This is a genomic window from Nocardiopsis moroccensis, from assembly GCF_055763695.1.
The window spans coordinates 2,458,187-2,473,794 of sequence record NZ_CP199747.1; the positions used below are offsets into that span (position 1 = coordinate 2,458,187).

At 67.6% G+C, this 15,608-nt stretch carries 14 protein-coding genes; 9 read left to right on the forward strand and 5 right to left on the reverse strand.

What is annotated here, in order from left to right:
• Window positions 1-131: 131 nt before the first annotated feature.
• Window positions 132-398, forward strand: coding sequence for a hypothetical protein (locus ACUKCB_RS10950; protein ID WP_473040409.1), 267 nt, complete (start codon window positions 132-134; stop codon window positions 396-398).
• Window positions 399-526: 128 nt separating this feature from the next.
• Here the strand turns inward: ACUKCB_RS10950 and ACUKCB_RS10955 are convergent, their stop codons facing one another.
• Entirely contained in the window at window positions 527-679 is a 153-nt protein-coding gene (locus ACUKCB_RS10955; RefSeq protein ID WP_473040410.1) for a hypothetical protein, read from the reverse strand.
• Window positions 680-776: 97 nt separating this feature from the next.
• On the opposite strand from ACUKCB_RS10955, the gene ACUKCB_RS10960 reads away from it, so the two are divergent.
• The 6 genes from ACUKCB_RS10960 to ACUKCB_RS10985 all read left to right on the forward strand — a co-directional run bounded on the left by ACUKCB_RS10960 (window position 777) and on the right by ACUKCB_RS10985 (window position 5,200).
• Entirely contained in the window at window positions 777-935 is a 159-nt protein-coding gene (locus ACUKCB_RS10960) for a hypothetical protein (RefSeq protein ID WP_473040411.1), read from the forward strand.
• Between the two features lie 214 nt (window positions 936-1,149).
• Window positions 1,150-1,425: a hypothetical protein gene (locus ACUKCB_RS10965; protein ID WP_473040412.1), complete on the forward strand. Its 276-nt coding sequence runs from the start codon at window positions 1,150-1,152 to the stop codon at window positions 1,423-1,425.
• 231 nt (window positions 1,426-1,656) lie between these two features.
• Entirely contained in the window at window positions 1,657-2,988 is a 1,332-nt protein-coding gene (locus tag ACUKCB_RS10970) for a cytochrome P450 family protein (protein WP_473040974.1), read from the forward strand.
• Window positions 2,970-4,070, forward strand: coding sequence for a cytochrome P450 family protein (locus ACUKCB_RS10975; protein WP_473040413.1), 1,101 nt, complete (start codon window positions 2,970-2,972; stop codon window positions 4,068-4,070). Before ACUKCB_RS10970 ends, ACUKCB_RS10975 begins: the two co-directional genes overlap by 19 nt.
• Window positions 4,071-4,199: 129 nt before the next feature.
• Window positions 4,200-4,541, forward strand: a complete 342-nt coding sequence (locus ACUKCB_RS10980; protein WP_452543715.1) for an ArsR/SmtB family transcription factor — start codon at window positions 4,200-4,202, stop codon at window positions 4,539-4,541.
• Window positions 4,538-5,200 carry an SRPBCC family protein gene (locus tag ACUKCB_RS10985; protein ID WP_473040414.1) on the forward strand — a complete coding sequence of 221 codons (663 nt, stop codon included), beginning with the start codon at window positions 4,538-4,540 and terminating at the stop codon, window positions 5,198-5,200. The genes ACUKCB_RS10980 and ACUKCB_RS10985 overlap by 4 nt, the downstream gene beginning before the upstream one ends.
• Before the next feature lie 108 nt (window positions 5,201-5,308).
• On the opposite strand, the gene ACUKCB_RS10990 is transcribed toward ACUKCB_RS10985, so the two are convergent.
• Window positions 5,309-5,575, reverse strand: a complete 267-nt coding sequence (locus ACUKCB_RS10990; protein WP_473040409.1) for a hypothetical protein — start codon at window positions 5,573-5,575, stop codon at window positions 5,309-5,311.
• Window positions 5,576-5,774: 199 nt separating this feature from the next.
• The gene (locus tag ACUKCB_RS10995) at window positions 5,775-6,236 is read right to left on the reverse strand and encodes an ATP-binding protein (protein WP_473040408.1); all 462 of its coding nucleotides are present in this window, start codon (window positions 6,234-6,236) and stop codon (window positions 5,775-5,777) included.
• A 286-nt stretch (window positions 6,237-6,522) separates the two neighbouring features.
• On the opposite strand from ACUKCB_RS10995, the gene ACUKCB_RS11000 reads away from it, so the two are divergent.
• Complete coding sequence (locus ACUKCB_RS11000) at window positions 6,523-7,377, forward strand: helix-turn-helix domain-containing protein (RefSeq protein WP_473040415.1); 855 nt, start codon at window positions 6,523-6,525, stop codon at window positions 7,375-7,377.
• A 28-nt stretch (window positions 7,378-7,405) separates the two neighbouring features.
• Entirely contained in the window at window positions 7,406-7,594 is a 189-nt protein-coding gene (locus ACUKCB_RS11005; protein ID WP_452543706.1) for a DUF397 domain-containing protein, read from the forward strand.
• Between the two features lie 881 nt (window positions 7,595-8,475).
• Here the strand turns inward: ACUKCB_RS11005 and ACUKCB_RS11010 are convergent.
• The gene (locus tag ACUKCB_RS11010) at window positions 8,476-8,847 is read right to left on the reverse strand and encodes a hypothetical protein (protein WP_473040416.1); all 372 of its coding nucleotides are present in this window, start codon (window positions 8,845-8,847) and stop codon (window positions 8,476-8,478) included.
• A gap of 185 nt (window positions 8,848-9,032) precedes the next feature.
• On the reverse strand, window positions 9,033-15,542 hold the full coding sequence (locus tag ACUKCB_RS11015; protein WP_473040417.1) for an RHS repeat domain-containing protein: 6,510 nt from the start codon (window positions 15,540-15,542) through the stop codon (window positions 9,033-9,035).
• Window positions 15,543-15,608 lie beyond the last annotated feature (66 nt).

The window sequence follows — 15,608 nt, forward strand, 5'->3', positions numbered from 1 at the left end:
ACGTGCACCGGGGCCATTGACACCCGGGCGCCCCCGTGGAACGCACCAGAACAAGAAGCAGTGTGCCCGGGCCGGTGCACCAATCACCGGCCCGGGCCGATCAACCACCTGAAAAGAGCAGGGGATCGACCATGCAGAACTCTAACGGTGGCCGTCACCGCAGGCCCCGGGAATCGATGACCGCACGCCTGTGGTGGGTGTTCGCCTCGGCACTGGCCTGGACCCTGGCCCAGGTGATCGGCGCCCCGACACGGAGCGAACCGAGGATCGCGCTGGCCCCGGCACCTCGGCGGCTGGAGCTGTCCGGCAGGGCCCAGGGAGCGGGATCGGGAAGTGACTGGGTCCACCCCGACCGGGTGGCGGGCGCCCTGGTGCGGCCCTACATGCTGCGGGAGTGAGCCGGGGTAGAGCACTGAACGCCGGGGCCCGGGCCCGCACGCGGGAGGCCGCCACGACAACGGGATCGTGGCGGCCTCCCTCCGTGTCCGAGCAGGAACTCGCAGAACGACAGACACTGCTTGCGGAGCTACAGGTCCAGGCCGAGGGCCCGCCACCTGGTCCCATACCCGACCCCGCCAGCGCCGACCAGCTGCCCGCGCAGCATGTCGTGGACCTTGACGAGTTGGTCGCCCAGTGCCTCGATGTGCTGGCCCTCGTTCGTGTCCGGTTCGTCCGTCATGACAACACCCCTCATAAAATGCCAGCGACTGGCAATTTTTCACGGAGCTTGCCCGGAAGCAAGGGGTTTTCCGTTCCGGGCTCGCTACCCTGGCCCGATGACCACGCAGTCCCACGGACCGACCGAAGAGCACCTGCCCCTGCGCGTGCGCAAGAAACTCAGGACGCGCCGTACCCTGGCCGACACCGCGCTCCGGCTCTTCCTCCGGCACGGCTACGAGAACGTCACCCTCGACGAGCTGACCGAACACGCGTAGGTGTCGGTGCGGACCTTCTTCCGCTACTACTCCAAGGAGGAGGTCGCCATGGCCGCGGTGGGCGAACCGTGGAAGGACTACCGGCGGCTGACCGGGTTCGCCCCCGGCACACCGCCCGACTACGGGACCGCTACCCCCGTTCGGTGCGGGAGATGCCCGGGGACTGGGCCGGGCGCTACCCCGCCGCCCGGGGGTCTGGCGGCCGGGCCCCGCAGTGCACGACCAGCACACGGACGCCGACGGCCGCCTGCGGGCACGGATCACCGAGGCGCTGGAGGAGGCGTTCGGGGCCGACGGCCGCCAGGACGTGCGACTGCGCCTGGCCGCGGACATGACGCTCTCCGCCGTGCGCTACGGCAGCAAGAACTGGCTCCGGGCCAACCGGACCGCGGAACGGACCGGGGACGGCGAGACGCTGGTCACCGAGCTGGTGGCCGCCTTCGACGCCCTTCCCGCCGCCGTCTCCCTGAGCCCGCCGCCCCGCACCTGACCGCTGGGCGGCCCCGTGGCCGGGCGAGGCCCGCAACCGCCCTCCCCGGACGCCCGCACAGGTCAGCGGCCTCCTCCGTGCCCGGGGCCCGGCCCGGACAGCGCCCCGGCGCCGACTCCGGGGTCCGGGAAGCCCTACGGGACAGGAGTTCCAGGTGTGGCCCCAGGTGTCGGAAACCCTTGGTATGTCACTAGACTGAGCGCCCCGTAACCTCCCCATGACAGGATGCCTGTGGCCCCCCGCTGCCCGTACGCCGAACTCCACTCCGCTGACTTCCAGGCCGACCCGCACGCGGTCAACCAGCAGATGGTCCGAGACCACGGGCCCGTCTTCCCCGCCGAGATCTTCCCGGGGATCAGGGCCTGGGTGGTCGCCGACTACACGCTGATCACCGCCTGGTGCCGGGACACCCGCACCTTCCGCCGCGACTCGCGCCTGTGGCTCGACTGGCGCGAGGGCCGAATACCCGACGACGCCCCGGCACTGGCGATGATGGGCCACCGGCCCAACCTGCTCTACGCCGACGGTGACGAGCACGCCCGCCTCAAGCGCGCCGTGGTCGACTCGCTGGGCCGGGTCCCCGAGAGCCGGGTCGGGGACATCACCCGCCAGCACGCCGACACCCTCATCGACGCCTTCTGCACGCGGGGCCGCGCCGAACTCGTCTCCGAGTACGCCCGCCTGCTGCCGCTGCTGGTGCTGTGCGACCTCTTCGGCTTCTCCCCCGACGTCGGCCAGCGCGTGCTGAACTCCCTCAGCGACCTGTGGGACGGCGTCGACGCCGCCAAGGCCAACGGCGAGTACGAGCGCGCCCTGTCCGACGCGATCTCCGCCAAGCACGCCGCGCCCGGGGACGACATCACCTCGTGGATGCTCCAGCACCGTGCGGGCCTGACCGACGAGGAGCTGCTGGCCCAGCTCGTCGTGACGATCGGGGCCGGGGCCGAACCCACCGCCAACCTCATCTCCGGCACCACGCGCACGCTCCTGGTGGACGACGAGGTCCGCCAGGCGTTCCGGGGCGCCCGGGTGGGGGTCAGCGAGGCGATCGACCAGGTGCTCTGGCGCGACCCCCCGGTGAACAACTACCCCGTCCTCTACCCGGTGAAGGACGTGCGGACCAGCTCCGGGACCCTGATCAGGGCGGGTGAGCCGATCCTGCTCGGTTACGCGGCCGCGCACGCCGCCATGTCCGGGGGCGGCCCGGACCTCGAACAGGGCAACCGTGCACACCTGGCGTTCGGGGTGGGCCCACACCGCTGCCCGGCCCAGGGGTTCGCCTACGCCATCGCCCAGGTCGGGGTCGAGACCCTGACCAAGCGGCTCCCCAGTCTGCGGACGGCCCAGGACACCCTCCAGTGGCGCCCCGCCCCCTTCGCTCTGGCACTGGCCCAGCTCCCGGTCACCTTCACCCCCGACTCCCCGAAAGGCAGCACGCCGCCATGGCAGCAGACATCCCCGTCCTCCACCCCTACGACCTCCACCGGCAGACAGCCGGACTCCGCGACCGAGGCCCCGTCGTCGAAGTTGAAATCACTGGTGGCGTGGTTGTTCGGGCGCTGACCGGACACGACGTGATCATGGAGGCCCTCGCCCACCCCGACGTGCGCAAGGAGGCGCGCCACTGGCGCCCCTGGGCCCAGGGCGAGATCCCGATGGACTGGCCGCTCATCTCCTGGGTCGCCCCGGACAACATGCTCACCGCGGACGGGGACCGGCACCGCCGCCTGCGCACCCTGGTGTCCCAGGCGTTCACGCCCCGCCGGGTGGAGGTCCTGCGCCCGCGCGTGCAGGAGATCACCGCGGAGCTGCTGGACGCCGCCGAGGCTGCGGGGCCCGAGCCGGTCGACCTCAAGGCGGCGCTGGCGCTGCCCCTGCCGATGACGGTGATCTCCGAGCTGTTCGGGGTCGCCCCCGAGCACCGCGACGCCCTGCACACGCTGATCAACCGGGTCTTCGACGCGACCACCACCCCGGAGGTGGCGGCGCGGACCAACGCCGACATGCAGACCTTCCTGGGCGGCCTGGCCGAGGAGAAGGCGAAGAACCCCGGCGACGACCTGACCAGCGCCCTGTTGGCGGCACGCGCCGAGGGCGACGAGAGGCTCTCGCAGAGCGAACTCGTGTGGACGCTCATCCTGATGATCGGCGCCGGCTACGAGACCACGATGAACCTCATCGGCAACGCGGCGCACGCCCTGCTCACCCACCCGGAGCAGCTCGCGCTGGTCCGGAGCGGCGAGGCGTCCTGGGCCGACGTGGTGGAGGAGACGCTGCGCTGGGACGCCAGCATCCAGTACCTGCCGCTGCGCTACACCGCCGAGGACCTCACCCTGGCCGGGGTGCACGTGCCCAAGGGCGAGGCCCTGCTGGTGGGCTTCGGTGCCGCCGGCCGGGACCCGGGTCAGCACGGTTCGGACGCCCACGTCTTCGACCTGAAGCGGGAGCAGAAGGGGCACCTGGCCTTCTCGCACGGCCCGCACTTCTGCCTGGGCGCGGGGCTGGCCCGGCTGGAGGGCAGCACCGCCCTGGAGGCGCTGTTCTCCCGGTTCCCGGACATCCGTCTGGCCGAGGGCGAGGAGGTCCCCGAGGCGCCCTCGATCGTCGCCAGCGGCCGCGCCCGACTGCCGGTCGTCCTCGGCTGACCCGTTTCCCGGCCCGGCCGCGCCTTCGGAGCCCCGCGTACCCCGTGCGCGGGGCTCCTCCCTGTCCGGGGCCACGGACAGATTCCATCAATCCTCGCTTATATAAGTCCTCATTGATACCGTGGAGCCATGCACGCCTTCGACGTTCTCGGTGACCCGGTCAGGCGGCGCCTCCTGGAACTCCTCGCCGACGGCGAGCTCAGTTCGGGCGAACTGACCGCGGTGGTCCGCGAGGAGTTCGGGATCAGCCAGCCCGCCGTCTCACAGCACCTGCGGGTCCTGCGCGAACACGGGTTCACGACCGTGCGCGCCGAAGGCACCCGGCGGCTGTACTCGGTCGACGCCCGGGCCCTGCGCCCGGTGGACGAATGGCTGGACCCGTTCCGCCGGTTCTGGGGGCCGCGCCTGGCCGCGCTGGAGACCGAGATCGCCCGGGGGAAGCGGCAACGACGCATCCAGGAGGAGCAATGAGCGAGAGCACAGCCGTCGACGTGGACGGGCAGATCCGGGCCGTGTCCCGGGAGCTGAAGGCCGGGGAGCGCGACGGGGAACAGACGATGGTGTCCTCGATCAGCCAGCGCTACGACACCACGGTCGAGGACCTGTGGGAGGCGTGTACCTCGGCCGAGCGCCTCCGCCGCTGGTTCGCCCCGGTGACGGGTGACCTCCGCCTGGGCGGGGAGTACCAGGTGGAGGGGAACGCCAGCGGCACGATCGAGGCCTGCACGGCGCCCCACTCCTTCAGCGCCACCTGGGAGTTCGGCGGCAACACGAGCTGGATCACCGTCCGGGTGGACCCGGAGGACGAGGGGGCACGGCTGACGCTGAAGCACACCGCGCCCGCCGACACCGAGTCGGAGTTCTGGCAGCAGTTCGGCCCGGGCGCGACCGGGGTGGGCTGGGACCTGGCCTTCCTCGGGCTGGCGCAGCACCTGCACTCGGGGGCGGCCAAGCCCCAGGAGGCCGAGGGCTGGGAGGCCACGGAGGAGGGGCGCCAGTTCATCTCCGGGAGCAGCGCGGCCTGGGCCGAGGCGAACGTGGAACTCGGCACCCCGCGTGCGGACGCCGAGGCCGCCCGGGAGCGGACCACCGCCTTCTACCTGGGCGAGGAACCGCCCGCCGAGGGCTGAGCGGGGGCCGCCGGGGCTCGGACACGGAGGGAGGCCGCCACGATCCCGTTGTCGTGGCGGCCTCCCGCGTGCGGGCCCGGGCCCCGGCGTTCAGTGCTCTACCCCGGCTCACTCCCGCAGCATGTAGGGCCGCACCAGGGCGCCCGCCACCCGGTCGGGGTGGACCCAGTCACTTCCCGATCCCGCTCCCTGGGCCCTGCCGGACAGCTCCAGCCGCCGAGGTGCCGGGGCCAGCGCGATCCTCGGTTCGCTCCGTGTCGGGGCGCCGATCACCTGGGCCAGGGTCCAGGCCAGTGCCGAGGCGAACACCCACCACAGGCGTGCGGTCATCGATTCCCGGGGCCTGCGGTGACGGCCACCGTTAGAGTTCTGCATGGTCGATCCCCTGCTCTTTTCAGGTGGTTGATCGGCCCGGGCCGGTGATTGGTGCACCGGCCCGGGCACACTGCTTCTTGTTCTGGTGCGTTCCACGGGGGCGCCCGGGTGTCAATGGCCCCGGTGCACGTCGCATTTGCGCGCCCCGGGGCTGCGCTTCCCGTCGCTCCCGCCCAGTCCGCGAACCGTCTCCGTGCCCTCAGCTGGCCAGGTCCAGGCCGATCTCGCCCAGGTCCGGCTCCCGGTCCAGACGGATGATCGCCCGCAGGAACAACGGCTGGCCGCGTTGTCCCTCCCACCACCAGAAGTCCGCGATCCGGTCCACCAGCCACAGCCCACGCCCGCCCGGGTTCAGCTCCCCGGGCTGACGGTCCACCACCTGCGGCACCAACACCGGCCCGCCGAACCTGGGCCCCTGGTCCAGCACCCCCAACAGCACGGTCCGCTCCCCCAGGAACTCCAACGAGAGCCCCATCCGCCCGCACTTCTCACTGCTCGCCGTGTGCCGCACGGCGTTCGTCGCGAGCTCGCTGCCGACCAGCTCCACCCAGGACCCGCGCCCGCCCTGGAGCCGCCGATCCCGCACGAACCACGCACGGGCCCGCGCCACATCGGCGCAGGTCCCACCCAGGTAGCACCACGCCGCGGACGACCACCCCACCCCACCACCAGGCCGCCGAGGCCCAGGTATCCGACCACCACTCACAACGCCCTCCAAGAACACGAAGCACCCAGATCAACGCCACGCCCAGCCAGGCACAGCACAGGTTTCCGCAACTTCGGTATGCACCTCGTTACTCCCTGCTAGCTTCGATAGTGCCCTGAGACCGCACGAACTGCAAGCCTCATAGTGAAAATCTCACAAGGAGATTTGCAGAAAGTTGTCGCCGCTCACTGGATGCGCGAGACTGATGAGGTCATGCGTCCGTGTCGAGAGGTGGACTTCGGTGTCAGTCGGAAGCCCGATGGTGGCGAGGCTCGGCCTGGCCAACTTCCTCAAGGAAGCCAGGGGCAAACGCTCCTCCGCGGAAGCAGCCGCCGTGGCCGGTTTCAGCAAGGCCACGCTGTCTCGCGTGGAGCGCGGAGAAACCACCGTCTCCCCAGGTGACGCCAGGCTCCTCATGACTCACTACGGAGTCCCCTCGGATCTGATCGAATCTTTCGCCGACCTGGCCTATGCCGCGAAGCAGCCGGGCTGGTGGCAGCGCTACAAGTCGGCGCTCCCCGACTGGTTCAGTCTGTTCGTCGGCGTGGAGAGCGCCGCGCACAAGATCCGCACCTATGAACCGGAGCTGGTCCCCGGCATCCTGCAAACCCCTGAATACTCCCGAGCACTCGTCGAGAAGGACGTCCAGGTCCCCTCAGTCGAGAAGCAGGTTCAGGACGCGGTGAGCCTTCGTCAGCGCAGACAGGAGAAACTGACCGGAGACGACCCCGCGGCCCTTCTGGCGGTCATCAACGAGTCAGCCCTGCACCGCCAGGTGGGCGGCCCCGACACACACCGTGAACAGATGGAGTACCTCCTGGCGATGAGCCGGCGGGACAACCTCAACGTCAGGGTGCTGCCCTTCGCCTCAGGCGCTCACGCGGCCAGTTACGGTGCGTTCGTCCTACTCGACTACACCGTGGTCAACAAGGACTACGCCCTGGCCTATGTCGAGTACTCCGGGGGCGCCCTCTACCTCGAAGCGGAAGACGAGATCTCCCTGCACAGCCGTATCTTCGACAGCCTGTGGCAGGACGCGGCATCGCTGCCCGAGACAGAAGGCCTCATCAAGGATGCGATTCAGCGCATCAACTAGCAGCACCGCAGACAAGATGGATGGTGACATGAAGTCCTTTGAAGACCCCGCACCGCTCACGTGGCACGTCTCCTCGTACACCGGAGGCCAAGGGAACTGCGTGGAGGTCGCGGAAGGCCAACGCGTCCTGGTCCGCGACACCAAACACCGCGAGCACGGACACCTCGCCTTCCAGAGCACCGAGTGGGCCAATCTCCTGACCACTCTCCAGCGCTGACGCGAACGGGTACCCCCGCGCCATATCCGGGGTACCCCTTCCTCCGGAAACAGCGCCGTCCAGCTACTCCGTCGGCAGCAGCAACGAAGACATCAAGGCCGACTGGCGCAACCTAGTGCGGTGGCCACAAGGGTTCGCCGGACCGGGCCCTTCTTGCGGTGACGCTTCTATGTCAAGCGGCGGGCTGTTGTCTCTCTTCAGCCCGCCGCTTGACATAGAAGCGTCACTGGGGAGGAGACCCCCTGGCTCACACCAGCAACATTTCCGGTCAGCCCACCAGCCCACGCCGAGGAGCCCACCCACGCCCATAGGAGGAAGGAACACCACTTTCTCAAAGTCACTGCAGCGGGTGGGCTGGCATCCCCGGGGCGTGCCAAATGGTGCACATCGAGTGCCACCGCCGCCCGCACGACAAGGAAGAGGGCAGCCGCGAGATGGCCTTCGCCGCCCCCAACCTGGACGCTCACCAGGTTTGACCTGCGAAGTTGGCCGTTCATGTCCGTGGTCCTCGGGCGGCGGAGAACCGGGTGTATTACGTGCGGGACCTGACCTCCAAAGAGGATGCCCGCCGCACCCGTACCGGGGCCACCCCGGTCGTACTGGGGGATTTGACGATATCGTCCGTCAGGCGCTGACCGCCGCGGAGTGGAAGAATCTCGCGTCAGAGCGCAGAGCCACACCGGCCCAGTCAAGGTCCTCGAACCCCACAGCATCATCCCAGGCCAGCCTGCATGGAGCTGAACCTTGAGAACTCCGGGGCCTTGGGAAGCCCAAAGCCCCGAACTTTCTGGCCATGCTCGACATCGCCTGCACCTGCTACAAGCACCTTACCAGTCATGCCGATGGCTTTTAAGATGATCTCTTAAATAAAATTATTTCCATCATCTAGAAAACCATGAACTGAAAACCAGAGAGATAAGAAGGAAGGAACCAACATAAAGAAGCAAATAAACTCTATGACCAACAAGCCGGACGACCACCCCTTCGCCTTTAATCCATGTCGTTGCGTAAACCCTCAAATACTCCAAAGACTCAACCGCCACAGTGGCAAGAAGAGCAGCGAGAACAACCCAAAAAAATGTCTTGTACACCTCCGAACCAGGAAAATAAAACACTTCAAACAATAGAAAGTGGATTGACATTGAGGCCAAAGAGAAAAATATTCCATATGCCGCGGAAGCAATTCCGTCAAGGGCACACAAGTGCCCTACCTCTTCAGCATCAAGATCACCCGACCTGGCTTCTATTCTCATCTCCCGAACATCAGCAAAAAAACTACGTGAGGACGGAACAAGAGCAGCCGTAGCGGCGGCCCCCACCCGAAAAACCCCAACCCAACGGAGTCCAAAAAAACTCAGCAGGAACCGGATCCATACACTATGACTCAAGCCCATATTCCCACCTAAGTCCAAAATCAGCCAGGGCGAGAGCTAGTTTTTTAGCGAAATGCGTTCGCTTCATTGTATGCGACACCCCCAATGGTGATGTGGGTACCAACATGTGATAGAGCAGAATTAAAAGAATCCGACGCCCTGGAGATCGATTGTTCAGCGGAAACCAGCTGCCTATCCGCCCACTGGTGGGCGCGCTGTCTATTTCGAATAACTCCGTTATTCGTAGTAATATTAGACCACCATGACCTTTGCGCCCTAACACCTCTAACCGAAGATACGACACGCACGCCCGCCGCGCCTACAATTGGCACCCCACCAAGGAGGCCCCAAATTCCTGCCCCAGTATTACCCTGACTAAAGTGCCACGCCCCTGAGGCCATAGAAAGACCTGCACCAACAGCGGCACAAACTGGGCAGGCAACCATCCCAACGACACCGAGAGCTAGACCAGCGTCACCAAGAATATTTCCCCAGTGCGGGCCATCTCCCTGGTTTGAGTATCGCTCCTGAAACCAGTTGGATTCGTTTAGGGCCTGGTCTTCTGTCGAAACGGTTACGCTTACGCCCGCAAAAGGATTTTCTTTGGGGGCCGACTTGACCGTACTCCACCCACTCCATCCGCTGGAGGAATTGTAGTGGTTCGTCTGGTGAGCACCACCCGAAGCCGGACGGTACTTCACTCCTGATGTCTGCTTCCATCCGCTACTACTGCTGTAGTTCCAATTCTGCTGGCCGCCGGTCCCTTTCCCGTCCGACCAAACAACGGTCGCCCCGCCTCCAGGGGTCAAGCAGACCCCATCCGCAGGCGTACAAGCGGAGAGACCCGAACCATCCCAATAGGTCGCCGGACTGTTGTTGGCGTAGGCGTATCCGTTCATCGATTGCGCGTCGACCAGGTCCATCAACGGATCCACGGAGATGAACCGGCCCAGATCAGCATCATAGGCTCGGGCTCCGAGTTGGGTCAGCCCAGTGGAGGCATCGATCATGCCGTCCACGAACCCGCGCTCGCCCGGCCACGTCCCCGTGGTGCCACGCTCCTGGCCGAACACCGTCATCCGCCGTTGGGTGACCTCATCTCCCACCGCGGCGACACTCATCTGACCGGTGCCATGGTGATCCGGCATCGTCCAGTGCAGGGAACCATCGTTCTCCCGCACCGCCACCGTCTCCCCCGCATGGGAGAAGTACCGGGTCGCTTCCTCGGTTCCCGCGGGTTCGTCCCAGGTCACCTCCATCCCGGGCAGGTACAGGGTGGTCGCACCGTTGGCGCGGCGCAAGAGACGTTCGCCATCGGCGTCGTAGACGTACTCGGTCGTGGACAGATCGCCCGTGACCTTGGTCAGCTCACCCTCAGGGCCCCATTCCAGGGTCTGGTCATGCTCACCATCAGCCCGAGAGATCATGTTCCCGGCCTGGTCGTAGTCGTAGGAATGGGTGCTGTTACCCGAGCTGCCGGACTCCGCGACCTGGGTGACGGCGTGCGCCGGCCCCTCACCATCCTCTGGGCTGGTGTAGTCGCGGGTGATACCCCCACCGGGACCGTGCTGGACCTCCTGAACCCGGTTGCCGACCTCGTCATAGGTGAACTCGTGCCAGTACGGGGCCGCCCCGCCCAGCTCGCTCACCTGCGGCTGGGCCGCACAGGCCTCCTCCCCCGTCGCATCGGGGGTCCAGACCTGGTTCAGGCGGCGCAGGTGGTCGTAGTCGAAGCACTGCACGTCGGACGCGCGCTCGGTGTCGGTGGGCTCATCGTTGATGGACAGCAGGTTACCCCGGTCGTCGTAGTCGTAGGTCTGGGTCGAGAGCGAACCCTCGCCCAACTGCGGGACGACGCTGGCCATGTCGAGCCGGTTGGTCTTCTCGTCGAAGTCGAAGCTCTGCCAGGTGCGGTTGGCGCCCAGGGACCCGAGGTGGAACTCGCGTTGGACGAGGTTGCCGATCTTGGAGTAGACGGTCTCGGTGACGATGTGGTCCGACCCCGAGAGCGTGGTGGGGTTGCCCAGGTCGTCATAGCCGTACTTGACCGGTTCGGCGCGTAGCCCTCCGGCTGCGGGCATGTCCGTGGCTTGCACGCTGCCGTCGGGGTAGTAGAGGGTCCGGAACAGGTAGTTGCCCGCGAGCTCTCCCTCGCTGGAGGGGATGGAGATCTGGTGGGCGCGGGGCCGGTTGACCGGGTCGTAGCCCAGGACTCGGGTGGTGTAGGCCTGTCCGTCCTGGTAACGGGTGGAGGCGGCGGGTTGGCCGATGGCCACGCTGTCAAAGGTCCATTCGGCCCGCAGGTCTCCGTCGCCATCACGCAGCTCGACCTGACGTCCCAGCTCGTCGTAGACGGTCTGCAGGGTCTGGCCGCGTGCGTCAGTGGTCTCCACCAGGCGGTCCAGGTCGTCGTAGACCATCTCGCTCACCCCGGTGTCGGGGTCGCTCTCGCTGACCTTTCGACCACGCAGGTCGTAGTCGTAGGTCCAGGTGTTGCCGCCCGGGTCGGTGACCGTCTCCAGTTCGGCGCGGGCGGTGTAGGTGTAGAAGGTCGAGTCGAACTCGCCCTCGGCTGCGGGGCCATGGTGCTTGCGCAGCTCCACGGTGTTGCCGCGGGCATCGGTGATGGCGGTGGTACCGGTGCCGCCCTCAGGCTCGCTCACCAGGGTGCGATCGCCCTGGTGTTGGGTACTGGTGCGGTGCTGCTCCACCCCGCGGGCCATCTGGACGGCATCGGTGACCCGGCCCGCACCGTCGTGGACGGTACGGGTCCAGCGGGGAACCTCGTCGTGGTTGGCCACCTCGAACAGCTCCCCACCAGGGTCGCCCTCGTTGAAGTAGGGCTCCCGGGAGATGATGGCGTTGCCGCGGCTGTCGTAGAAGGTGTCGGTGAGCACGCGCCCGCCGCCCGGGGCCGGGGCCTGGCTCTGACGCTCGCGGAGCATCCCGTCGAGGATCTTGTGACTGGTGGTGTAGTCACCGGAGGCGTTGAGCGCGTGGGTGACCACGACGGTGGGTTCGTCCTTGGACAGGTGGTACTCGAACCGCATCGAGGGGGAGAAGTCGCGGTCGCGGGGCCGGTCGGCCAGCCACACCTCGGTCATCCGGCCCAGGGGGTCGTAGGCCATCTCGCTGCGGTTGCCGTTGGCGTCGATCTCGGCCACCGGCTGGGAGCGTTCGTCGTATTCGACCGTGCTGGTGTGGCCCAGGGCGTTGGTGGTACTCACCTCGGTGTCGGGGCCGCCTGCGACGTCGGAGGTGTAGTCGGTGACCGTGGTGTTGCCCTCGGCGTCGGTCATCTCCAGAGCGCGCCCGTAGGTGTCGAAAGTGGTCCGGGTGAGGGTCTGGTAGACGGGGGTGGCGCCGTCGTAGTCAGCGACCCGCTGTGTCTCGGTCGGCCGGGCCTTGGTCGGCGCGTCGCCGAAGTCGCCCCCGTCGAAGAGGGTGCGCTCGTCCTTGACGACGTCGCCGGGGTAGGAGGCGTCCTCCCCGCAGGCCGCGGTCACCTTCTGTTCCCGGGCCACGGGGGTGAGCAGGTGCAGGTCGGTGTTACGGGCGTAGGTGGTGGTGGTGCACCAGTCGTCACCCGCTTCGTCCACATCGCCCTGGTCGTGGACCGAGGTGACCATGCCGAACTCGTCGAAGGTGTTGACCGTGCGGGTCTGGCGGAACCCGCCGTCGGCCAGGGCGGTGTAGGCGTCCACCTGCTCGGTGTTGGTCAGGTGTGCCTCAAGGTCCCAGTCGTGGGAGGTGGAGGCGGTGCGCCTCTTCCAGGGGGTGCTGATGGTCTTGGAGACCACCTCCCCTTCGACACCATTGCGGACGATGGTCTCGCGGACCTGCCCGTTGAAGACCGGGTCGTCGTCCACGCTGGTGCCGGTGGAGTCGGTCACGCTCGCCGTGCGGGTCCCGGAGGGCTGGTGGTCGCCGTCCATGCCCTGGTAGAACAGGTGCTCGACCTCGGTGCGCGTCTCGTCGGGGTGGCCCTTGCGCTCGATCACCCGGTCGAAGCCCCGCCACTGGGACCAGGTCCGCTTGTCCTCGTCGACGAACCCGTCCTCGTCCATGTACGCCCAGGCACCGTCACCCACGTAGTCGTAGCTGGTGACCACGTCCGGGGCTCCGCCGACCAGGTCAACCTCGACCAGGTCGGTGACCACGTACTTGGCGAACCAGTCCGTGATGTCATCGGCCCCCGGGCGGTGGGAGCGGATGACCGGGAAGCACAACCCGGTGTTCTCGTGCGCCTCGGGCAGGTCCTCGGGGTCACAGCCCGGGTCCGCGTAGGACACGTCCACCTGGGCGCCGGTCTCGGTGTAGATGGCGGTGATGCGCCACTTGTTCATCGGCGCCAGGCCGTCGGTGGTGGAGTCGATGCGGTTGGGCATCGGGGTGCCGGCGAAGGTGATCGCCGGTTTGGTCTTGCTGTCCCCACCGGTGTGCCCGGTGTGGGTGATGGAGTCCAACCACAACGCGGGGTCGGTGCCGTCCCCCGGTTCGGGGAAGGAGTGCTCCAGCTCCCAGGAGTCCACCGTCACGTACGCGTCGCCGTCGTGGAGCTGGGTGGTGATCTTGTTCAGCTTCTTGGTGGTCCAGAACGTCGGGCTGTGCTGGCCGGCGCAGTCGTCGTCGCACTCCTGGTCCAGTGGGGTGTCGGGCCAGTACTCGGCGTTATCCTCGTCCCGGTCGGCTGCTTTGCAGCCGAAGTCGGTGTCCACGCAGCGTTCGCCCGTGGTGTAGAGCACCTGGGCCGGGGCGGTGGCCTGAGCGTCGTCGTCGCGCAGCCCGTAGGCGGTGCGCTTGAGGTAGCCGCCGCGGTCGTATTCGACCGGGTCGGACTCGAAGTTGAGGCCGTAGTTGTTGGTCTCGGCCTGGTAGTAGTGGGCCAGGGCGTTGCCCTGGACGTCGACGACGTAGTCGAGGTTCCACCGCCATGCCTGGTCGCACCAGGCGTCGTCCAGGTTGGACTCGTAGCAGGGTTCGCCGGAGTCGTTGCCGAAGACCGGCACGGTCCAGGCCGAGTTGGTCTCGTCGTCGCCCGAGGAGTGCCCGGGCAGGCGGTTGAGGCCGAAGTAGTACTGGGTGCCGTCGGTGGTGGTGACCTTCCAGTGCTCACCGTCGTCGTCACCGTTGGTGGCCCCGGTCAGGCGTTCGATCTTGGCGCCGTCGTCGTTCTTCGGGGTCCACTCGCCGTCGTCGTAGACCAGCTCGGTGGCACGGCCGCCCAGGTTCAACGTGGCGTTGTGGTGCGACCAGCACTGGTCGGGGATCTCGGTGTCGTCCTCCTGGCAGGTCTGGTAACGGCGTTCGATGTAGCCGGGGTGGTAGTCGAAGCCCTCACCGATCCAGGAGGTCTGGTTGTTGGTGCTCGAGGTGCGCCCGTCCACCGACTGGGAGGAGTAGCCGAGGCTGACCTCGGGTTTCAGGCCACCGGCGACGTTCGGGGCCTGGACCGGGTAGTTCCAGGAGAACCCGCCGGACTGGGTGCCCACGTTCCAGGTGGAGGAGGGGCTCAAGGAGGTAGCGGTGTAGTCACCGGTGGACTCCCTCTCGCTCTCCCCCGAGGCCGCAGCGGTCAGAAGGACCCCGCCGCTGGTGGCCGGAGCCAGAGCAGACAGCGCCTGGGCCTCGGTGTCGTTCTCCGAGTCCAGCTCGTGGGTGGACCAGCACCCCGAGCCTTCTTCGGCCTCGCACTCGGTGAGCGCGACCAGGTCCAGCCGTGCCCCGTAGTCGGCCCCGTAGGCGGAAGCGAATCCGGAGTAGTCGACCTCAACGCGCACCGGACCCGCCTCCTCGGCGTCGTCGGTGCGGCGCACGCGCAGGGCCAGACCGGACAGCCCCAGCTCGGCGGCCTCGGCGCGGTCCAACACCTCCACCTCGGCCGAGGTCACAGGGCCCGCCGGGGCACTGCTCTCCTGTGGCTCCTCTTCCCGCTGTTCCTCTTCTTCGGGTTCCGGGGCAGGTTCGGGTTCGCGCTCGGACTCGACGTCCTGGTCGGAGCCGTCCTCCGTCTGTGGGTCCGACTCGGGTGTTCCAGGATCAGGATCGTCGGACTCCCCGGCCTCCTCTTCGGGGACCTGTGCCTCGGTGTCCCCGGCGTCCTCGGACTCCTCCGTCCCAGGTTCGGCCGGTGCCCTGCGTTCACTGGTCCGCCCCGCGTCGGCCTCCGGCTCAGGCGCCGCTGCTTCCTCTTCCTCCGGGATCGGTGAGACCCAGTCCTCGAACTCCTCAGCGTCAGTGCCCTCGACCCGCACGGGCTCGCCCCCAGCAGCGCCGCTGCGGGCCTGCGGTGCGAGGTTGCGCTCATCGAAGGCCACGCTGCCGGGCTCAGGCCAGGTGGCCTCCTCCAACGAGGACACCGCGGCATCGGCCACCGCACTGTCGGCGGCGATCGCGGCCTGGGTAACGGCATGGCCGTCCACCGACTCCCCCAGATCCACCTCCGGGCGGGTGTTGTATCCCAGCGCGGAGGCGGGCAGCGCCGAGACCAGTCCGGTCACCAGCAACAGCGAGACGAAGGAGACGATCGGTTTCCGGCGACGACGGGTCGCGGGGGCCTGGGGGATGTCAGACACAGGGGGTTCCTCCCGCCCGGCAGGTGCGCGCCTGCCGGGCAGATCACAGGGCTCGGGGGATGGCGG

Coding starts and splice junctions, on each gene's coding strand:
- ACUKCB_RS10950 (WP_473040409.1), top strand. CDS start 132: ATGCAGAACTCTAACGGTGGCCGTCACCGCAGGCCCCGGGAATCGATG.
- ACUKCB_RS10955 (WP_473040410.1), bottom strand. CDS start 679: ATGACGGACGAACCGGACACGAACGAGGGCCAGCACATCGAGGCACTG.
- ACUKCB_RS10960 (WP_473040411.1), top strand. CDS start 777: ATGACCACGCAGTCCCACGGACCGACCGAAGAGCACCTGCCCCTGCGC.
- ACUKCB_RS10980 (WP_452543715.1), top strand. CDS start 4,200: ATGCACGCCTTCGACGTTCTCGGTGACCCGGTCAGGCGGCGCCTCCTG.
- ACUKCB_RS10985 (WP_473040414.1), top strand. CDS start 4,538: ATGAGCGAGAGCACAGCCGTCGACGTGGACGGGCAGATCCGGGCCGTG.
- ACUKCB_RS10990 (WP_473040409.1), bottom strand. CDS start 5,575: ATGCAGAACTCTAACGGTGGCCGTCACCGCAGGCCCCGGGAATCGATG.
- ACUKCB_RS11005 (WP_452543706.1), top strand. CDS start 7,406: ATGAAGTCCTTTGAAGACCCCGCACCGCTCACGTGGCACGTCTCCTCG.
- ACUKCB_RS11010 (WP_473040416.1), bottom strand. CDS start 8,847: ATGAGAATAGAAGCCAGGTCGGGTGATCTTGATGCTGAAGAGGTAGGG.